The sequence below is a fragment of the Streptomyces sp. NPDC031111 genome (genome assembly GCF_055570675.1).
In genome coordinates, this window is the sequence record NZ_JBVIGS010000008.1 from 309,495 (window position 1) to 325,486 (window position 15,992).

Below are 15,992 nucleotides of genomic sequence, written 5' to 3' on the forward strand. Positions count from 1 at the left end.
CGGACGCTGTTGCCATGACGAACGACACGAACACCACCGGCAGCGCACCCGTCGGCCTGCTCATGGGCAAGGTCCTTTTCATCACCGGCGCCAGCCGCGGCATCGGGGCTGCCGCGGCCCGGCTTTTTGCCGCCGAGGGCGCCACTGTCGTGCTCGCCGCCCGCAGCACCGGCGCACTCGGCCGCATCGTGAAGGAGATCCGCGCCGACGGCGGCGTCGCCGACGCCGTCACCATGGACCTTGCCGACAGCGCGAGTATCCGCGCCGCGGTCGCCCACGTCGAAGAGCTGCACGGACGGCTCGACGGCGCCTTCAACAACGGCGCGGTCCCCCAGCGGCAGTTCGGCCCGGTCGATACGACCCGCGAGCAGGACATCGACGAGCAGTTCGCCGTGAACTTCCGCGCGCACTGGACCGCCATGACCGCCGAGGCCGCGCTCATGCGGCGGGGCGGCGGCGGGGCGATCGTCAACACCTCGAGCATCGGCAGCCGCCGCGCGAACCCCGCCCTGCCCGCCTACGGCGCCATGAAGCGCGCGCTCAACAGCCTCACCGAGACCGCCGCGGTGAACTGGGCCGGTGACCGTATCCGGGTCAACGGCATCACCCCCGGCGGCACCTCCACGGAGATGATCGACACCTGGGAGGCGGCGACTCCTGGCATCGTCGAGCAGATGACCGCGCAGATCCCGCTGGGGCGGATGGCCGATCCCCGGCAGATCGCCGAGGCCGCCGCGTGGTTGCTCAGCGACCGGGCCTCGTACGTGACCGGCGCGATCCTCCCGGTCGACGGCGGCGCCGGCGCCTGACAAACGCGGCCCGGTTCCTGATCCGCGCTCCACTGCCGACAGCCGCTGACGCGGAGGTCATGCGGCCGTGGCCGGGGTGGTGCCGCAGCAGTGTGGGCGTCCCAGGTCCGCCGTGCCTGTCGCGGCGGCCCGGTGGGCCCGGGCGCGCTTGCTGCGCAGGAAACTCCAGGTGAGGTCGAGTCCTTCGACCTCACCGCGCCGGCCTTCGTCGCTCGCGCGTCGGCGGCGGGCCGGCGAGCGGGCTTCCAGCTCAATCGGACAGGTCACTTGGATACGCGCGGCGCCTGGCCGTGACCAGGTGATACAGGCGGTCAGGGGCCGTGCGCCCCGGGCGTGTGCCCCGGGCGTGTGCCCCGGTGTTGGGAGCCTGGCCCAGGTGGCCTCGTCACAGTGCTCCTGCCGCGGTCTTCGGACGGCCACATGGTGAAGTCCCGGCTTGACGGGAGCTCGATTTGAGTAGCCGTACTCAGGCGCGTGGCTGTCTGCCCGCTTCAGCATGGTGCACATGGTGACGTGGGTCCTGGACCTTGGCCTGGCGGTCCTGTGGTCCGGGCTCGAAGTGGCGGCGCTGGTTGCCTTCTGGTTCGTCGAAGGCATGAAGAAGTGGGCTGTCAAGGGAGGGCCGGTTCCCGGGGAGACGGGTCGGCGCTTCCTGGTACTGGGCGTGGGGTCGACATCCTCGGCGCTGATCAGCTACGGCCTCTCGTGGGCTGATCTGCCGGTGGCCTGCGCGTCTCAGGCGGTCATGGCGGCACTTCTCACGCTGCTGCTCATTCTGGGCGCAGGAACTGAAGGCGGCGTGCGGATCAGCAGATACCGGTTACGGCGCCGTCTGCGCCGAGAACGTCGGCGCCGGCATGAGTCCCAGCGCGAAGGCAGTGGACACACATCGGCTCCGGTCCGCCGGTGGCGGTGGCGGTGGCGGTGGTGACCCGTCGTGCGCTGCTCTGCCTGCAGGGCCTGTCCTGCGGCGATTTCGTCCCGGCCCTGGAGCGGTACCTCGGCAGCTCGGCCGGGCTCTTGCCCGCCACCGTCACCCGGATGACGAAGCAGTGGCAGGCCGACCACGCCGCGTTCATGGACCGCGATCCCGCGGAGGCCGGCTACGTGTACGTGGGGGCCGGCGGCATCCGCCTCAGCGTCCGCCTGGAGGAGGCCGAAGCCTGCGTCCTGGTGCCGATCGGGGTGCGCGGCGACGGCTTCCAGGAGCTGGTGGCGCTCGAGGACGGCTACCGCGAGTCCGCCGAGTCCTGGGCCGACCTGACGGGCGACTGTGCCCGCCGGGTCATGCGCGCCTCCGTCCTGGCGGCCGGCGACGGCGCCCCGGGTTTCTGGAAGGCTCTGGCCGAGGTGTTGCCCGAAACCCGCGAGCAGAGGTACTGGATGCCCAAGACCGCACATGTGCTCGACTCCCTGCCGAAGGACGCGCAGCCCGGCGCGAAGAAGACCATCCAGGACATCTGCAACGCCGAGGACCGCGACCACGCCGAGGCGGCGGTCAAGACGTTCGCCGAGCTCTGCGGAGCGAAGTGTCCCAAGGCCGTCAAGAAGATCACCGACGACCAGGAGCGGCTCCTGGCCTTCTACGACTACCCGGCCGAGCACAGGAGCCACCTGCGCACCACGAACCCCATCGAGTCCACCTTCTCCACCGTCCGGCTGCGGACCAAAATCACCCGCGGTGCCGGCTCCCGCACCGCCGCCCTGGCCACGGTCTTCAAGCGCGTCTCCTCCGCCCGGCAGCGGTGGCGGGCCGTGAACGCACCCCACCTCGCCGCCCTCGTCCGCGCCGGAGCGCGCTTCGAAGACGGCCGGCTGACCGAACGGCCCCAGGAGCGGGCGGCGTGACGGCCATCGGCCTGCGGCCGGCCACCTCTGCGGACAGCGAGTACTGCTTCCAGCTGCACAAGGCCGCCATGGGCGCCTACATCACGGCCATCTGGGGCTGGGACGAACAGGCCCAACGCGACTTCCACGCCCGTGTATTCACTCCGGACCGATGGCAGATCATCACCGTCGACGGCACGGAGGCCGGCATGCTGCACGTCGAGCACCGGCCCGCCGAGACCTACCTGGCGCGGATCGAGCTCCACCCCGACCACCAGGGACACGGCATCGGCGGTCAGCTCATCCGCGGCCTCCTGCACCAGGCCCGCCAGCAGGGCCGGGACCTCACCTTGGACGTCCTCGTCGTCAACCAGCGGGCCCAGGCCCTCTACCGGCGACTGGGCCTGCACGAAGTCAATCGTCACGGCGAGAACAACATCAAGATCAGGATGTCCACCACGCCGCCCCGGCCCGGCCCGATCCACAGATCTTGACGATGACTCGCTCCGTAACCGGGTTCTGGCCAGGCTGTTTGAGGCAGGAGTGTTCCTGGTCTCGCCAGGTTGCGCAGGTGAGGCGGCACAGTGGGTGTGGGAGAACTCTGGTACCTGCGCGGCTCCGATCCGAGGCTGCTGACCTGCAACTTCCTCGGCAGCCCAGCTTGAACGGCACTCAGGCCGCACCCGGTCCGGTAGGCCCCGCACACGGTTGATGGGGTGTGTTCAGGCGCGGGGGCGTTGTCGGCTGCTGCCGGGCTCGGCGCCGGCCTCCCCGGAGTGTCAGGTCAGCCCTCTTGACCGCATGGCCGGCCGGCAGCCGGCCGGGGGCACTTCAGCGGGCGGCCTGCGGCGCCGGCACGCAGTACGGCGTGAGCCGTACGACGGTCCGACGCCGCCGGAAGAACAGCGGACTGCCCGGGGCCGTGCTCGAGACGACCGCGGCCGCCTTATCCCGTGGACGGCCTGCTTGCCGCCGGGTTCCGGCTCAACGCCCCCGTCCCGCCCGGCGAGAAGGCAGCCGGCGACCGGGCGCGAGCCCCGGCCGCGGCCGGACACCGCTCCCTCGGCGAGGTGTACTTCCGTGACGGCGGTCGCCGCGCGCACTGCCTGGTAGTGCGGTTCACTGACGTCGAGCACCTGGAGTTCGACCTGTAGGGCGTCGGTGTGGTGAGGCATGGCCCCTCGCCTGTGACTGAGCATTCGACAGAGCGAGTGAGCGCGTGTGCTGGCGACGTGTGTGGATGCTTCGGCTCGTCCTGGAAATCGCGTGTCAGCGGTGTGGATGGGTCGGTTGGCGTGGGCGTCGAGCAGTGGCTTCTTCTGCCGGGGAGTAGGACTGCTTGTTCTGCTTGAGCCGGTGGACGGTGTCGTGCCGGTCCTGGCTGGATGTGCGCCGGCCGAGCCTCTGCTGCATGTGCGGCGACCGTGCGCCTGGCCGTCGCCGCCTGCGTCTGCGCCACGGGCCGCCCACGGCGAACCGTGATTCTCCCCATGTCCTTCCGGAGCCCGGCGCGGTTCCGGCCACGGGGTGTCAACGGGCCGCTGCGGGTGCGTGTGTCGGTGGGATGACCGATGTGCGGGAGGCGGGGGCGGGGCCATAGTCCTCGGGAGATCGTTCGTGGGTGGCCGTGGTGCGCCCAGTTGTCGAAAGGGACCTTCTGTGGACGTGTATGCGGATCTGGTGTTTGTTGGCGGGCGGGTGGTCACGGTCGATGCGGAGTTCTCCGTCGTCTCGGCCCTGGCGGTGACCGGTGGGATCATCAGCGCCGTCGGCGGGCGGGACGACGTCGCGCCGCTCGTCGGACCGGGCACCCGCGTCGTCGACCTGCGGGGGGCGACGCTGCTGCCCGGCATCAACGATTCCCATCTGCACGGATGCGCTTTCGGCATGGCGACGCCGCCGCTCTCCCTGGACCTCGGCCATCCCGCCGTGTCCTCCCTCGCGGACATGACCGAGGCGGTACGGGAGGCCGTCGGGCGGGCTGCGGGCGGGCAGTGGATCACGGGGCACGGCTGGGACACCGGTTACCTCGACGAGTGCCACTCCGATCCGTCACGGCTGCCCTCGCGGCACGATCTCGACGCCGTGAGCCCGGACCACCCCGTTGTCCTGTACTCCTTCTCCGGGCACGCCACCTGGGTCAACACCAGGGCGATGGAGCTCACCGGGATCGACCGGCATACCGTCGCGCCGCCCGGCGGGGCCATCGTCGTGGACAGCGCCGGGGAACCGACCGGGCTGCTCCACGAGGGGGCCCAGGCCCTCGTCCAGAACGCGCTTCCGCCGCTCAGCCGGCAGGAACGGACCGACGCGATCAGGTCGGCCCTCGCCACGCTCGCCCGGCTCGGCGTGACCAGCTACACCGAGCCCGGCCTCGGCCCCGGCGGCGACGGCATCATGCGGGGCGCGCTCGGCACGCAGACCCTCGACGTCTACCGCCGGCTCCTGGCCGACGGAGAACTGACCGCCCGCGTCGGCGTCCTGCTCCTGCCCACCGGAATGGCGAGCACCGCCGAGGAATTCACCCGCACCCTCACCGCCCTCGGCGAGTCCGGCGGCGCCGATCCGCGCCGCCTCGCGATCCACGGGGTCAAGATCTTCGCCGACGGCATCGTCCCCAACAAGACGGCCTGGATGCACGAGCCGTACGCCGGCGGCGGCTGCGGCTCCCTGTGCGTCGGCGGCGGGACCGACGCCGAGCGGACCGCCGGGATCGGCGCCATGATCCGGCATGCCCACGCCGCCGGGCACCAGCTGGGCGTCCACGTCACCGGCGACCGGGCCATCGACACCGTCGCGGACGCCTTCGCCGCGGCCATGGCCGAACACCCGCGGCTTGATGCCCGCCACTACCTCATCCACGGCGACTTCCTCACCGCGCACAGCATGAAGGTGCTGGCCGCGCACGGCTTCGGCGTCAACATGAACCCCACCATCAAGTGGACCGTCGCCGACATGGAGGAGGAGTTCGTCGGCGCCGAACGGGCCGCGTACGCGTGGCCCTACCGCGACGCCATCGACGCCGGCGTGCGGGTCGCGAGCGGGTCCGACGCCCCCGTCACCTTCCCGGACTGGCGCCAGGGCGTCGCCACCATGATGCTGCGCGAGTCGAAGGCCGCCGGCCGGGTCAGCGGCCCCGGGCAGCGCATCGGCCTGGCCGAGGCGATCCGCACGTACACGATCGACGCGGCCTGGCAGGACTTCGCCGACGACTGGAAGGGCTCCCTGGAGCCGGGCAAGGCCGCCGACCTCTGCGTGCTCGACGGCGACCTGCTCGCCGCCGACCCCCACGACATCCCTCAGATGCCCGTCGTCCTCACGGTCATGGACGGGCAGATCGTGCACGACACCCTTCCCGATTGACGTATTCCGGGCACATGATCATCCTTGGGGGATGGCAGCGGAGCGGAGCACAACGGACATCCTGGACGCGGCCATCCACGTCCGTGAGGCCGCCAGGAGCGCCACGAGCGGCGCGACCGGCGTCGACAGGGTCCTGGCGGCGCTGTCGGAGGTGATGGAGTACGACCACGCCTCCCTGGCCCGGTGGGATCCGCTGCGCCGACGCCACACCACCCTGGCCGGGAGCTACCCGGACGGCGCCACGGCCTACATCGAGACCCGCCTGCACCACGACCCGGTGTTCCCCGTGCTCCGCAGCCCGGCCCGAGGCGGGCTCTGGCTCAGGGACGTCCCCGGGCAGCTCCTGGCAGCATCCCCGGGCTTCAAGGAGGTGCTGTATCCCCTCGGTATCCAGGACGGCGTGGCCCAGTGCCTGTTCGCCGCCGACGGCCGGTACGTCGGCATGCTGAACGTCAGCACCCGCCGGCCGCGGCGCACACCCGACCCGGCGCGCGCCGTGCTCACCCTGCTCACCGAGGCGCTCACCGCCGCCGTCGGCACCCGCGCAGACCCGCCGCCCGAGGAGCTCGCCGCGGCCGACCCCGCCGCGGACGCACGGCGGCCCGGCGGACTCTCACCACGGGAGCTCCAGGTGCTGGCCGAACTGACCGCCGGCCGCACCAACCGGGAGATCGCCGAGCGGCTGCACATCACACCGCGCACCGTAGGAACCCATATCGAGCACATCCTCGCCAAGCTCGGCCTCCCCAACCGCGCGGCCGCCGCCGCCCGGGCCGCCACCTGGGGAATCAGGGCGGCACACGAGGGTTGAGGCAGGACCAGTGAGCCTCTTCCCACCTGAAGTGCCCTCTCAGAGCCGTCAGCTGACATAACCTCAACACTGAAGACGCCTTGAGCAGGACCAACGACCCAGTGCGGGTCAAGACGCGGCCGCAGTCTTCAAACGGGAGAGGCCCATGCTGAAGCAGGTCGCCGAGGGTGTACTGATCCACCAGAGTGAGTTGCTCGAGAACAACACCGTTGTCGTGCATGGCAGGGACGGCGTGCTACTCGTGGACGCCGGGATTACCGGCGCCGAAATGACCTGCCTGGCGAACGACCTTCGTGAGCTGGGCCGGCCCGTGGTGGCAGGCTTCTCCACGCATCCTGACTGGGATCACGTGCTCTGGCATGCCGAACTTGGCGAAGCGCCTCGTTACGGCACAGCCCGCTGCGCGGCCTTCATGCAGGACGTGTTGTCGAACGCGGACTGGAAGGCCGGCGTCGCCGAGGGGCTGCCGCCGGAAATCGCCGAGGACACACCACTGGCCTTGTACGGCCTCATCACTGGTCTGCCCGCTGAAACCGCGCAGCTTCCTTGGGACGGCCCCAAGGTGCGGATCATTGAGCATACGGCGCATGCCCCGGGCCATGCGGCGCTGTTGATCGAAGAACGCCGAGTTCTCATCGCCGGCGACATGCTCTCCGACGTCTTCGTTCCCATGTTCGACGACACCGACAACCCGATTGAGGACTACCTCGCCGGGCTGGCAGTGCTCGAGGGCGTAGCGGACGACGTCGATGTCCTCATCCCCGGACACGGATCCGTCGCCAGGGACGAGGAGGTACGCGCAAGGATCAAACTGGATCGAGCGTACGTGGAGGACCTGCGCGACGCCCGGGTTTCCAGCGACCCACGGGTCGTATCGCCCAAGCCCGGCTGGGAGTGGGCAAGCGACATTCACGAAGGCCAGGCCCGAAGCCTCGCCCGAGGAAGCGAGCGCGAGGGGACGCCTGACGAGAGACCCGCTTCCGCCACAGGACGTAGGGCTTGTTGCGAAGGGTGCGGCTGTTGATTCCGGTCGCCGGCGAGAGCTGAGTCGGTTGTGGGCGGGTCGCGTGGACGCCGAAGATGGGGTCATGTCTGAGGCCCCCGATGTTGCGACGGCGTGGTGCTGGCTCTTGGAACGCAGGCCCGGTACCCGGGGATCCACGCATGCCTCCCTATCTGCCGTCGTTGAGGCCGCACATGCCGAGCCGCGTCTGCGCGGCCTCTATCCATTCCCGACACACGGAACACTGCACTTCCTGCGCAGCGCCCCGCCGTGGCTTGAGCCGGGCCACGACGACCTCCCCTTCATCTTGTACGGCGGCCCGCCGTACAAGGTCTATTCCTCCGGCTACGCCGCCCTCCTCGGCGAGGTCGCGACGTCGGAAGAAGCCGCTGCTCTTGTGGTGGCCCACTTGCCGACGAACGTGGCCGTGGACAGTGACGGACAGTGCGGGCGGGACGCCCGCTCCGGGTGACTGAGTCAGGGGTTCACAGCCACTCGTTGAGGACTGCGATGAGCACCGTGGCTTCGTGGCGGACGACGAGTTTGTCGTATCTGGTGGCCACCGCCCGCTGCCTCTTGAGACGGCTGATTCCGCACTCGACGAGAACCTGTGAGACGAGTGCCGACAAGGAAACTGATGCCGAGCTGAGCACATCCGCGCCTCCACACTTATCCGAGACACCCTGAATCGGTAGTGCTCTGCGACGGGTCTTACCCGTTTGACGCCGCAGGTCGAACTCACCCCGGCCACCCACCGGGAGCGCTCCCGATCCGGTGACGGATCTCCCGGACCGGCTCGGGCACCGCCCCTGTGGCTGGGATCGCTGGTGGCCGGGACCGTCTCGACATGGGCGGGTCGGCCAGCGAATCCGGCCGGGCCTCGTGTCGTGGTCGACGTGGTCTCACTAAACCGGTTGGGGGGCTGCGTGGCTTTTCCTGGTGCATGCAGGGAGCGTGCGCGGTGAGGGGAGGTGCGGTCGTGGCGGGTGTTGGAGGGACGGGACCGGGAGGCAGTGGCCAGGAAGGGCTGCTGTCTCTGCGGGCAACGCTGGTTCTGGCGCTGTCCGTGTTGGTGGGCATTGGCGCTGGGGTGCTGTCGTGTCTGGGCGGTGCGCCGCCGGCCGTGGGAGTGCTGGCAGGATGCGCGGCGTTCGCCAGCGCGGTCGCCTTCTTCCATCACCTCATCGTCTGACCCCCGGCCGTGATGCTGGAAAGGGCGCGGGGCGAAAGCGGTGGCGGCCTCGGCGGGCAGCCCCGCTCCCGCCCCGCATTGCCGTCTGGTGTGCCGTGAATCCCAGGTGACATGCCGATGCCGGGAGCGGCCCCTGCGCAATGGCCGCGGCCTGCCGCGGCAACGGCGCGCGGGTGATGGGGGAGCAGGGGATCACAACTTTTCCGGTCGGGCTAAACCTTTTGAGGCCCTGAGAGCTTCTCCTTGAAGAAAGTCCACCGCGCACCGTCCCGTCGTCTGCACAAGACCCTGGGACGGCGGCAGGGGACACGGCTTGGCCGCGCCCAGGGGGAGAAGCGGCCGGCCCGGCGCCAACACCATGCGCCGGGCCCATTGACGAAGGGGTACGAAGTGGAACGGCTCGGAAGGAGTCCCACGGTTGACCAGCGAGCAGGAAGCCACTGCTGTGGCACAGACGATCTCCCAGGCGCGGACGCTCGACATCCGCGTTACGGCGACCGACGGACATCCCGCCGATGACCCGGCCTTCGCTTCCCTTGTACACGGGCACTACGAAAGACTGGTACGCGTGGTGACCGCGATGACCGGTGACCCGCACCTGGCCGAGGACATCGTTCAGCGGACCTTCGAGAAAGCGGTCCGTTCCTGGCCCACGATCCACGGCTATCAACGCCTGGACAGCTGGCTGTACAAGGTCGCCCTCAATGACACCCGCCGCCATCACTCACGCGCTGCCCGCGAAGCACAGGCCATCAACGATGCCGGTTACATCAGCGGCTTAACCTTCGACTCCATCCATTCGGCCACAACCCACCTCGACCTCGTCAGGGCGTTGGCCCAGTTGCCGCCGCGGCAGCGGGAGGTGGCCGCCCTGGTCCTGCTCGGTGAGCGGACCATTGCACAGATCGCCAAGGAGATCGACCGGGCCCCGGGCACCGTAAAGGCCACGTGGCACAACGCCCGCGCCCGCCTGGCGCAGATGCTCAGCGGATACGCCGCACGACACCACGGAAAGGGGGACGCACATGAGCGATAACCACACGCGCGGACACCAGGGCCCGCCGATTCCCGAAACGGCCGGCCTGGACGCGCGCGGGAACGACGAAAACCCGGCAGCGGAGCTGGATCTGCGTGCTGCCGTTGACGGCTTCACCCGGTCTCTCACTCCCACTGATCCCGCCGCCGTACTCGACCGGCTGCGCCGCGTCCCTGTGGGAGGTGACCTGACGGCCGCAGGCGGACTGGCCGCTCACGCGATCCGATCGCCGGCCCCCAGGCCGGAACCCGGACCACGTCCCCTGCCGGGTGGGCCATGCATGCAACAGCACACAACGCTGCTGTCCGGCTTCAACGGAGGAGGCAAGACGGTCCTCGCCGCGTACCTGCAAGCGCTCGCTGCTCGTCCAGTCGCTCATGACACCCGGGTCTGGCTCGTCGATGGTTGCTCAGCCAACGGTGCGCCTGCAGACGCATCCGCTCTGCACAGGGTGCTCGACGTGCTGAACGACCTCGCGGCATGCCCGGCCCTGGCAGCACATCTCCCGGGCCGCACCCATCACACGCTGGACCAGTTCACCCTGCAGACCGACAGTCTGCGGATCCCCACCGAGCGCGACTCCAGCGGGCACACGTGCCCGCAAACAGACGCGAGGAAGCAGGACGTGGAGATCCTGACCGACATCATCGCCGGCGCTCGTCCCTTCACCGGCCGGGCCGTCGCCGCCAACGTGCGCTCCACCCTCAGCACCCTGCAAACCGCGTTCTCCCGCACGAACCTTCACTCCCACAGTGAGGCGCCATGGGTACGGTTCTTGGACTTCACCTGGCCCGCACCGGTCGTCGGCCGCTCACTCGCCGAGCTCCTGCAGTGCCAGGCCCCGGACATCGCCGACGCATGGCGTGTCTGGAGCACAGGCCACAGCAACGAGCTCAGCCGTCAAATGGCCGGAGTATGGGACAGGCACACAGACCTCCGTCAGAACACTCCGACAGGAGCGGTATTCGTACTCTTGTCCGCCGACGCCTGCCGTACCTTGCGGGTCCCGCCACCCTCAGCTCAACGCCGAACCGGAGAAATGGCCCCGGTCGACCAGACCCGCCAGGACACCGACGAAACTGTGCCACCCGCCGACGCAACTCGCACCACGACCACGAATGGCGCCGAGCCGTCCGGCACCAAGAGGCCCTCACCAGGCGCTGCCGCTAGTGGACGACAGACAGCCGAGCCGGACCCGCACCATCACACCAGCCAGCACGTCGACGATCTCCTGAGCACCCTCCCGAACAGCGAAGGACCGTCCGGACGCGCATGGTCGGACGACGGTGAGCACCGGCAGACATATCGTGCCGGCGCACTGGAAGGCCTCCCACCCATCCTCGACGAGCGCACCGTCCAAGCAATCAAAGCCTTCGAACCGAGCGAGGACACGCTTCCCGACATCGAACGTCTCCTGCTCAGCGCCGCGCGCTGAGGCGTGCCCGCGCCACTCAAGGGCAGCCCTGGCATCCGCAGGACCGCTGCCGTCGGCCGGTGGGTGCAGAGGAGATGGTGCAAGCGGAGTCGGAGCAGGGATGGAGCTATGGCTACGGGTCTGTCTGCGCCGAACGCGTCGATGACAGAACACAGCCGACGCCCATGAGGACGAGGCCTGCGACTGCTCTTCGCGCACGCCGGCCGCCCCCATCGACACCCTTCGGGCCAGGCCGACAGGACGCCTACGAGTGCCAGACACCGCTGGTAGCGGCGTCGATGCGGTCGAAGCGGCGCAGGAGGCGCGTCAGCTCCTGCGCGGCCCCGCACAAGGTGAACAGTCGGGTGCCCGGATACTCCGCCACGTCCAGGGCGCGCTCCACACCGAGCCGCGGCGCCTCCTCGCAGTTCGGCGCGCGCAGGACGCCTCGGTCCGGGCCGCGGCCGCCGCCCAGTTTGTGCAGTGTCCACCCCGAAGGCCGGCGCTTCGAGGATCTCCCGGAATGCACGACAGGCGCGGCGCAGTTCCGGTGCGAAGAAGTTCCACATGGACTCGTCCGCGGTGAGGAACGGCAGAGAGGCGTCCTCGGCGGAGCACGCAGCGGTCCTTGAGCAGCCCTGCCAAAGGGGCCGTGCGGCGTGTCGCCTCAGCCGCCGAACCGGGCGGTCACCCGGTGACGGCGCTGGCGACCAGTGGGCGCTGGCGACGCAGGAGACGGTCGAGGAGGCGGATTAGTCGATACATGACGAAGCGCTGCTTCAGCACTGTTGCATGCCGGTGCATGCGCCGTCCGTTCCGCATCCGTTCGTTCACCCGGGATGGCAGGGGATCTGTGACCGGTTGCCTCGTCCTTGGGTTGACGTCATCTCAGACGCCCACTAGATTGCATGCCTAATCAGATATCTAAGTACGCTTGTAGGTGGGATGTGCTGCTGACCACCGGCCAGGCCGCAGACGAGCTCGGGTGCGCGATCACCACCTTCCGGCGACTCGTCCAGGCCGGACTCCTGCCCGGCCTGTCCCGGCGCGGCGTGCGGGTCATGATCCCGCTCCCCGTCGTGCAGGCGCTCAGCACACGTAAGCCCGCAGCCCTGGACCGGCTGAGCGTCAACGAGATCGCTGTCCTGAGAGTCGACACCGCGCAACCAGCCGACGAACCCGACCGCGACTGGCTCGGATTCTCCGCCTCCCTGACACCCGAGGACCTCCTCAAGGCACTGCGCGGCTGGTGGCGCTGCGACCCAGCCAGCGTCGCGGCCGGGGGAGTACTCCCCGTAACCCTGTCCGGCTACGTCGTAGCGGTCCTGACCGGCCTGGAACGGTGGGAGAAGAACGACACGGGCCGTCACGCCTTCCCTGACGCGCGCCTGGCCGGCTACGTCACCGATCTTGCCACCCCGACGGCCACTGTCACCTCCCGCATGGACGACGACCAGAGGCTCGCCGAACTGCTCCTCGGTACCCGGCTCGCCTCGTATTCCGGCGGCGCGATCGCCTACGTTCCCACCCGCACCGCCGGCTGAACGCCAGGCCCGGACAAGGAATCCCTCATGGACGCACAGAGCTACAACACCGCGCTCGCTGACCTGCGCACCGTGCGGGACCAGATCAAAAGGGCCCGGGCGGCGCTGGCGAAGCTGGAAGGCGACCGGGACAAGCGGATCGCCCAACTGGCCTCCTACGAGAAGGCGAAGGCGGAGCGGATCGCCCCGGCAGCCGGGCTGAGCGTGGCCGACGTCGTCACCCTCGCCCCGTCCCTGGCCCCCGACAGCCTCACCGAAGAACACACCGAAGCCCTGGCGCAGTCACCGGCTCCCGCCCCACACGCGCCCCCCAAGGACGCCGAGCCGAAACCGGCCGCGCAGCCCGCAGCAGCGGCACCTGCCATGCGCACCGCGCAGCCACAGGCTGTCCCAGCCGATACCCCGGCCGTGACGGCCGCACCGGATGAGCCGCGGACCCTGCCCTCCATCCCCGAAGGAGAAGCAGGCGATGCCTGGCTCGCCCACACACCCGGCCTGTCCTCCACCCGCCCGAACTTCACCCAGCAGGCCCGCTCCACCGTCTTCCTCGACACCACCACCGGCGTCCTGGTCCACCGCAACCAGACCCACCACCTCGACCTCGGCAGCAGGTCGGCCGCCGACATCCTCACCGCCGTCTCCCACACCGTCCCCGAGGGAGTGGAGCGGATCTACATCACCGCCGGTGACCCCTGGCACCGCGACGCCGACCGCTACCCCTACCTGCGCGACGCGGTCGCCGCCTGGCTGAACGCCCCCAACCCGGGCTGGCGCACCGACACCGGCCGCGGCCGCGACAGGATGGCCGGCCACTTCGTCCACGCCCGCAACCCCGTCGGCCGCTACCAGCGCGACAACGGCGACAGCCACGTGGAGATCCGCTCGGTGGGGGAGTGGTTCGACACCGACGCAGACGATCCCGCCACCATCCGGGACGCCTTCGTGCTGCTGTGGCAGGCCCTGCGCCGCCACTGGAACGACGCCGTCATCATGGGCTCTCCCTCCCAGACCGGCCGCGACCTGTGGACCCGCACCATCCCCACCCGCGGCCAGTACGCCGACGGCTACCCCGTCCTGTCCGAAGAACTGCGCGGTCTGCTCCACGCCACCGCAGGCCAGGGGCGCAACGAACTCATCACCCCGCCCCGCGTCCCCGAACAGCTGCCCCAACTCGTCGAGTACGACCGCACCTTCGCCTACGCCAAGCACACCTGGAAATCCCCGGTCGGCACCCCCCGCCGCATCACCGCCCACACCTTCGCCGCCTGGAGCGAAAAGGAACAGATCCGCGCCCTCTACGGATGCGGCCACTGGAACGTGCGCGTGACCGTCCCCGATGCCTGGAACCACGTCGGCCTCCTCCCCGCCCCCGCCCCCGGCGACCGCGCCTGGCACTACCCCGCCCGACCTGGCACCACCTTCACCACCTGGGCCGGCGGCCCCGAACTCCACGCCGCCCTGACCAACCCGCTGCAGCCGTGGAAGATCGAAATCCTCGACGGCATCCTGTGGGACGACGGCAAGCCCCTCGACGACTGGGCCAAGAAGCTCAAAGACACCTGGACCAACCTCTCCGCCCAAGCCCACTTCCAGGGCGACGCCCAGCAGGCCCGCGCAGCCCACCTCGCCTCCCGCGCGGTACGCGCCATCCTGCTCTACGGCATCGGATCCTTCGCCCAGCGCCCCCGCATGGTCACCGGCACCACCCCCCGCACCATGGAACGCGACGTGCCGCCCGACGCCGAAATCATCGGCTTCGACGACGAGCAGATCACCTGGCAACGCCCCAGCGGCTACAGCCGCGATCCCAACGCCCACCCCGAATGGGCCGCCGCCATCTGGTCCGGCGCCCGCGCCGCCCTGCTCACCCAGCGCCACCGCGACGACGACACCTACGCCGGAGCCCTTCACACCCCGCCCGGCACAGTGATCGCCTTCCGCACCGACGCTCTCTACCTCACCCAGCCCCAGAACTGGCCCTACCACCACCAGCCCGGCGACTACCTCCTCAAGGGCCGGCTCACCGGCCCCCTGCCCGCACCCACCACCGAAGAGGAACTCCTCACCCTGCGGGATGCCGGACGCACCGCCCTCACCAGCGACCAGGAGACCTGATGCCGCCCCGGTCCCGCCGTAACGCTCCAGGCCCCCAGGATCAGTTGAACGAGGCCGCCCGCTTGGCCGACCGACTCCAGCAATCCGGCTACACCAAACGCGACATCGCCCGCATCATCAACCGCGACCCCTCCCTCGTCTCGCAGTTCTACACCCGCAACAAAGGCGCCGCCTTCGTCACCGCCCTGCGCGAAGTCCTCGCAGCCGTCGAAACCGGCGGCATCACCGACCTGCCCGAACTCACCGCCATCGCCGCCCGCCACACCCACCGCCGCACCACCGCCTCCGGCGCCCGCGCCCGCGTGCGCACCAAAGCCCTGATGATCACCCCCACCGGCTCCGGAACCGGCCGCGTCGGCGCCCAGGCCATCGCCTCCGGCTCCGCCCGCCTGCGCCCCCTGATCGCCGAGGCCGCCCGCCGCAATCTGCGCCTGGCCTTCACCGTCCGCCTCGCCAAGACCAGCTACCTGCACCCCTCCGGCAGCCGCACCGACTCACCCGGTATCCGCCGCGACGTCATCCAGCGCACCGACCACACCGAGGAACGCTCCTACGGCTCCGCCCAGACCGGCGGCTTCGACGCCGCCGACTTCGCCCGCCGCGTGGACGCCGCCGGCGGCGACGTCACCACGGCCGTACATCAGTGGATGGTGGAAACCGGGCGCATCCGCCCGGACGCTCAGATCCTCCACCTCGAAGTACGCACCTGGCGCCCCCGCTGACCACTCAGCGTCAGCCAACTCCCCGCAAACACACGTGAACCAGATAACCCGGCTCGTGGGAGACCTCGCGGCGGGCAAGCAGACACGCCGCCCGACGATGTGCGCCCAACCGTGGGAGCCACGCGCGACCTGACGCTGCGCGCTGGGATGAGCAGC

General features: G+C 70.0%; 14 protein-coding genes and 2 pseudogenes. 14 read left to right on the forward strand and 2 right to left on the reverse strand.

The window, feature by feature from the left end:
* The first annotated feature begins 14 nt into the window (after window positions 1-14).
* Entirely contained in the window at window positions 15-809 is a 795-nt protein-coding gene (locus ACZ470_RS19240) for an SDR family NAD(P)-dependent oxidoreductase (protein ID WP_468428605.1), read from the forward strand.
* A gap of 57 nt (window positions 810-866) precedes the next feature.
* Here ACZ470_RS19240 and ACZ470_RS19245 read toward each other — a convergent pair whose 3' ends face one another.
* Entirely contained in the window at window positions 867-1,076 is a 210-nt protein-coding gene (locus tag ACZ470_RS19245; RefSeq protein WP_468428607.1) for a recombinase, read from the reverse strand.
* A 238-nt stretch (window positions 1,077-1,314) separates the two neighbouring features.
* Here ACZ470_RS19245 and ACZ470_RS19250 point away from each other — a divergent pair, with 238 nt between their 5' ends.
* The 10 genes and pseudogenes from ACZ470_RS19250 (at window position 1,315) to ACZ470_RS19295 (ending at window position 11,476) form a co-directional block, all read left to right on the forward strand.
* The gene (locus tag ACZ470_RS19250; RefSeq protein ID WP_468428609.1) at window positions 1,315-1,740 is read left to right on the forward strand and encodes a hypothetical protein; all 426 of its coding nucleotides are present in this window, start codon (window positions 1,315-1,317) and stop codon (window positions 1,738-1,740) included.
* 11 nt (window positions 1,741-1,751) lie between these two features.
* Window positions 1,752-2,657, forward strand: a pseudogene (locus tag ACZ470_RS19255) (IS256 family transposase); the annotation flags it as partial.
* Window positions 2,654-3,130, forward strand: coding sequence for a GNAT family N-acetyltransferase (locus ACZ470_RS19260; RefSeq protein ID WP_468428610.1), 477 nt, complete (start codon window positions 2,654-2,656; stop codon window positions 3,128-3,130). The pseudogene ACZ470_RS19255 and the gene ACZ470_RS19260, both read left to right, overlap by 4 nt.
* Before the next feature lie 513 nt (window positions 3,131-3,643).
* Window positions 3,644-3,790: pseudogene (locus tag ACZ470_RS19265) on the forward strand (telomere-protecting terminal protein Tpg); the annotation flags it as partial.
* 505 nt (window positions 3,791-4,295) lie between these two features.
* Window positions 4,296-5,999 carry an amidohydrolase gene (locus ACZ470_RS19270; protein WP_468428612.1) on the forward strand — a complete coding sequence of 568 codons (1,704 nt, stop codon included), beginning with the start codon at window positions 4,296-4,298 and terminating at the stop codon, window positions 5,997-5,999.
* Between the two features lie 31 nt (window positions 6,000-6,030).
* A complete protein-coding gene (locus tag ACZ470_RS19275) occupies window positions 6,031-6,810 on the forward strand; it encodes a helix-turn-helix transcriptional regulator (protein WP_468428614.1) in 780 nt (259 codons plus the stop codon).
* A 145-nt stretch (window positions 6,811-6,955) separates the two neighbouring features.
* Complete coding sequence (locus ACZ470_RS19280) at window positions 6,956-7,834, forward strand: MBL fold metallo-hydrolase (protein ID WP_468428615.1); 879 nt, start codon at window positions 6,956-6,958, stop codon at window positions 7,832-7,834.
* A 64-nt stretch (window positions 7,835-7,898) separates the two neighbouring features.
* Window positions 7,899-8,285: a DUF6193 family natural product biosynthesis protein gene (locus ACZ470_RS19285; RefSeq protein ID WP_468428617.1), complete on the forward strand. Its 387-nt coding sequence runs from the start codon at window positions 7,899-7,901 to the stop codon at window positions 8,283-8,285.
* 1,138 nt (window positions 8,286-9,423) lie between these two features.
* Window positions 9,424-10,041: an RNA polymerase sigma factor gene (locus tag ACZ470_RS19290; protein WP_468428619.1), complete on the forward strand. Its 618-nt coding sequence runs from the start codon at window positions 9,424-9,426 to the stop codon at window positions 10,039-10,041.
* 280 nt (window positions 10,042-10,321) lie between these two features.
* On the forward strand, window positions 10,322-11,476 hold the full coding sequence (locus tag ACZ470_RS19295) for a hypothetical protein (RefSeq protein ID WP_468428620.1): 1,155 nt from the start codon (window positions 10,322-10,324) through the stop codon (window positions 11,474-11,476).
* 244 nt (window positions 11,477-11,720) lie between these two features.
* On the opposite strand, the gene ACZ470_RS19300 is transcribed toward ACZ470_RS19295, so the two are convergent.
* Window positions 11,721-11,984 (reverse strand): hypothetical protein, encoded by a 264-nt coding sequence (locus ACZ470_RS19300; RefSeq protein ID WP_468428622.1) that lies wholly within the window; start codon window positions 11,982-11,984, stop codon window positions 11,721-11,723.
* 418 nt (window positions 11,985-12,402) lie between these two features.
* On the opposite strand from ACZ470_RS19300, the gene ACZ470_RS19305 reads away from it, so the two are divergent.
* From ACZ470_RS19305 to ACZ470_RS19315, 3 genes are read left to right on the forward strand one after another with little or no spacing between them, the layout of a single operon-like run.
* Window positions 12,403-12,999 carry a helix-turn-helix domain-containing protein gene (locus ACZ470_RS19305; RefSeq protein WP_468428624.1) on the forward strand — a complete coding sequence of 199 codons (597 nt, stop codon included), beginning with the start codon at window positions 12,403-12,405 and terminating at the stop codon, window positions 12,997-12,999.
* A 27-nt stretch (window positions 13,000-13,026) separates the two neighbouring features.
* Window positions 13,027-15,114, forward strand: a complete 2,088-nt coding sequence (locus tag ACZ470_RS19310) for a hypothetical protein (protein WP_468428625.1) — start codon at window positions 13,027-13,029, stop codon at window positions 15,112-15,114.
* Window positions 15,114-15,836 carry a helix-turn-helix domain containing protein gene (locus tag ACZ470_RS19315; protein ID WP_468428626.1) on the forward strand — a complete coding sequence of 241 codons (723 nt, stop codon included), beginning with the start codon at window positions 15,114-15,116 and terminating at the stop codon, window positions 15,834-15,836. Before ACZ470_RS19310 ends, ACZ470_RS19315 begins: the two co-directional genes overlap by 1 nt.
* Window positions 15,837-15,992: the final 156 nt, after the last annotated feature.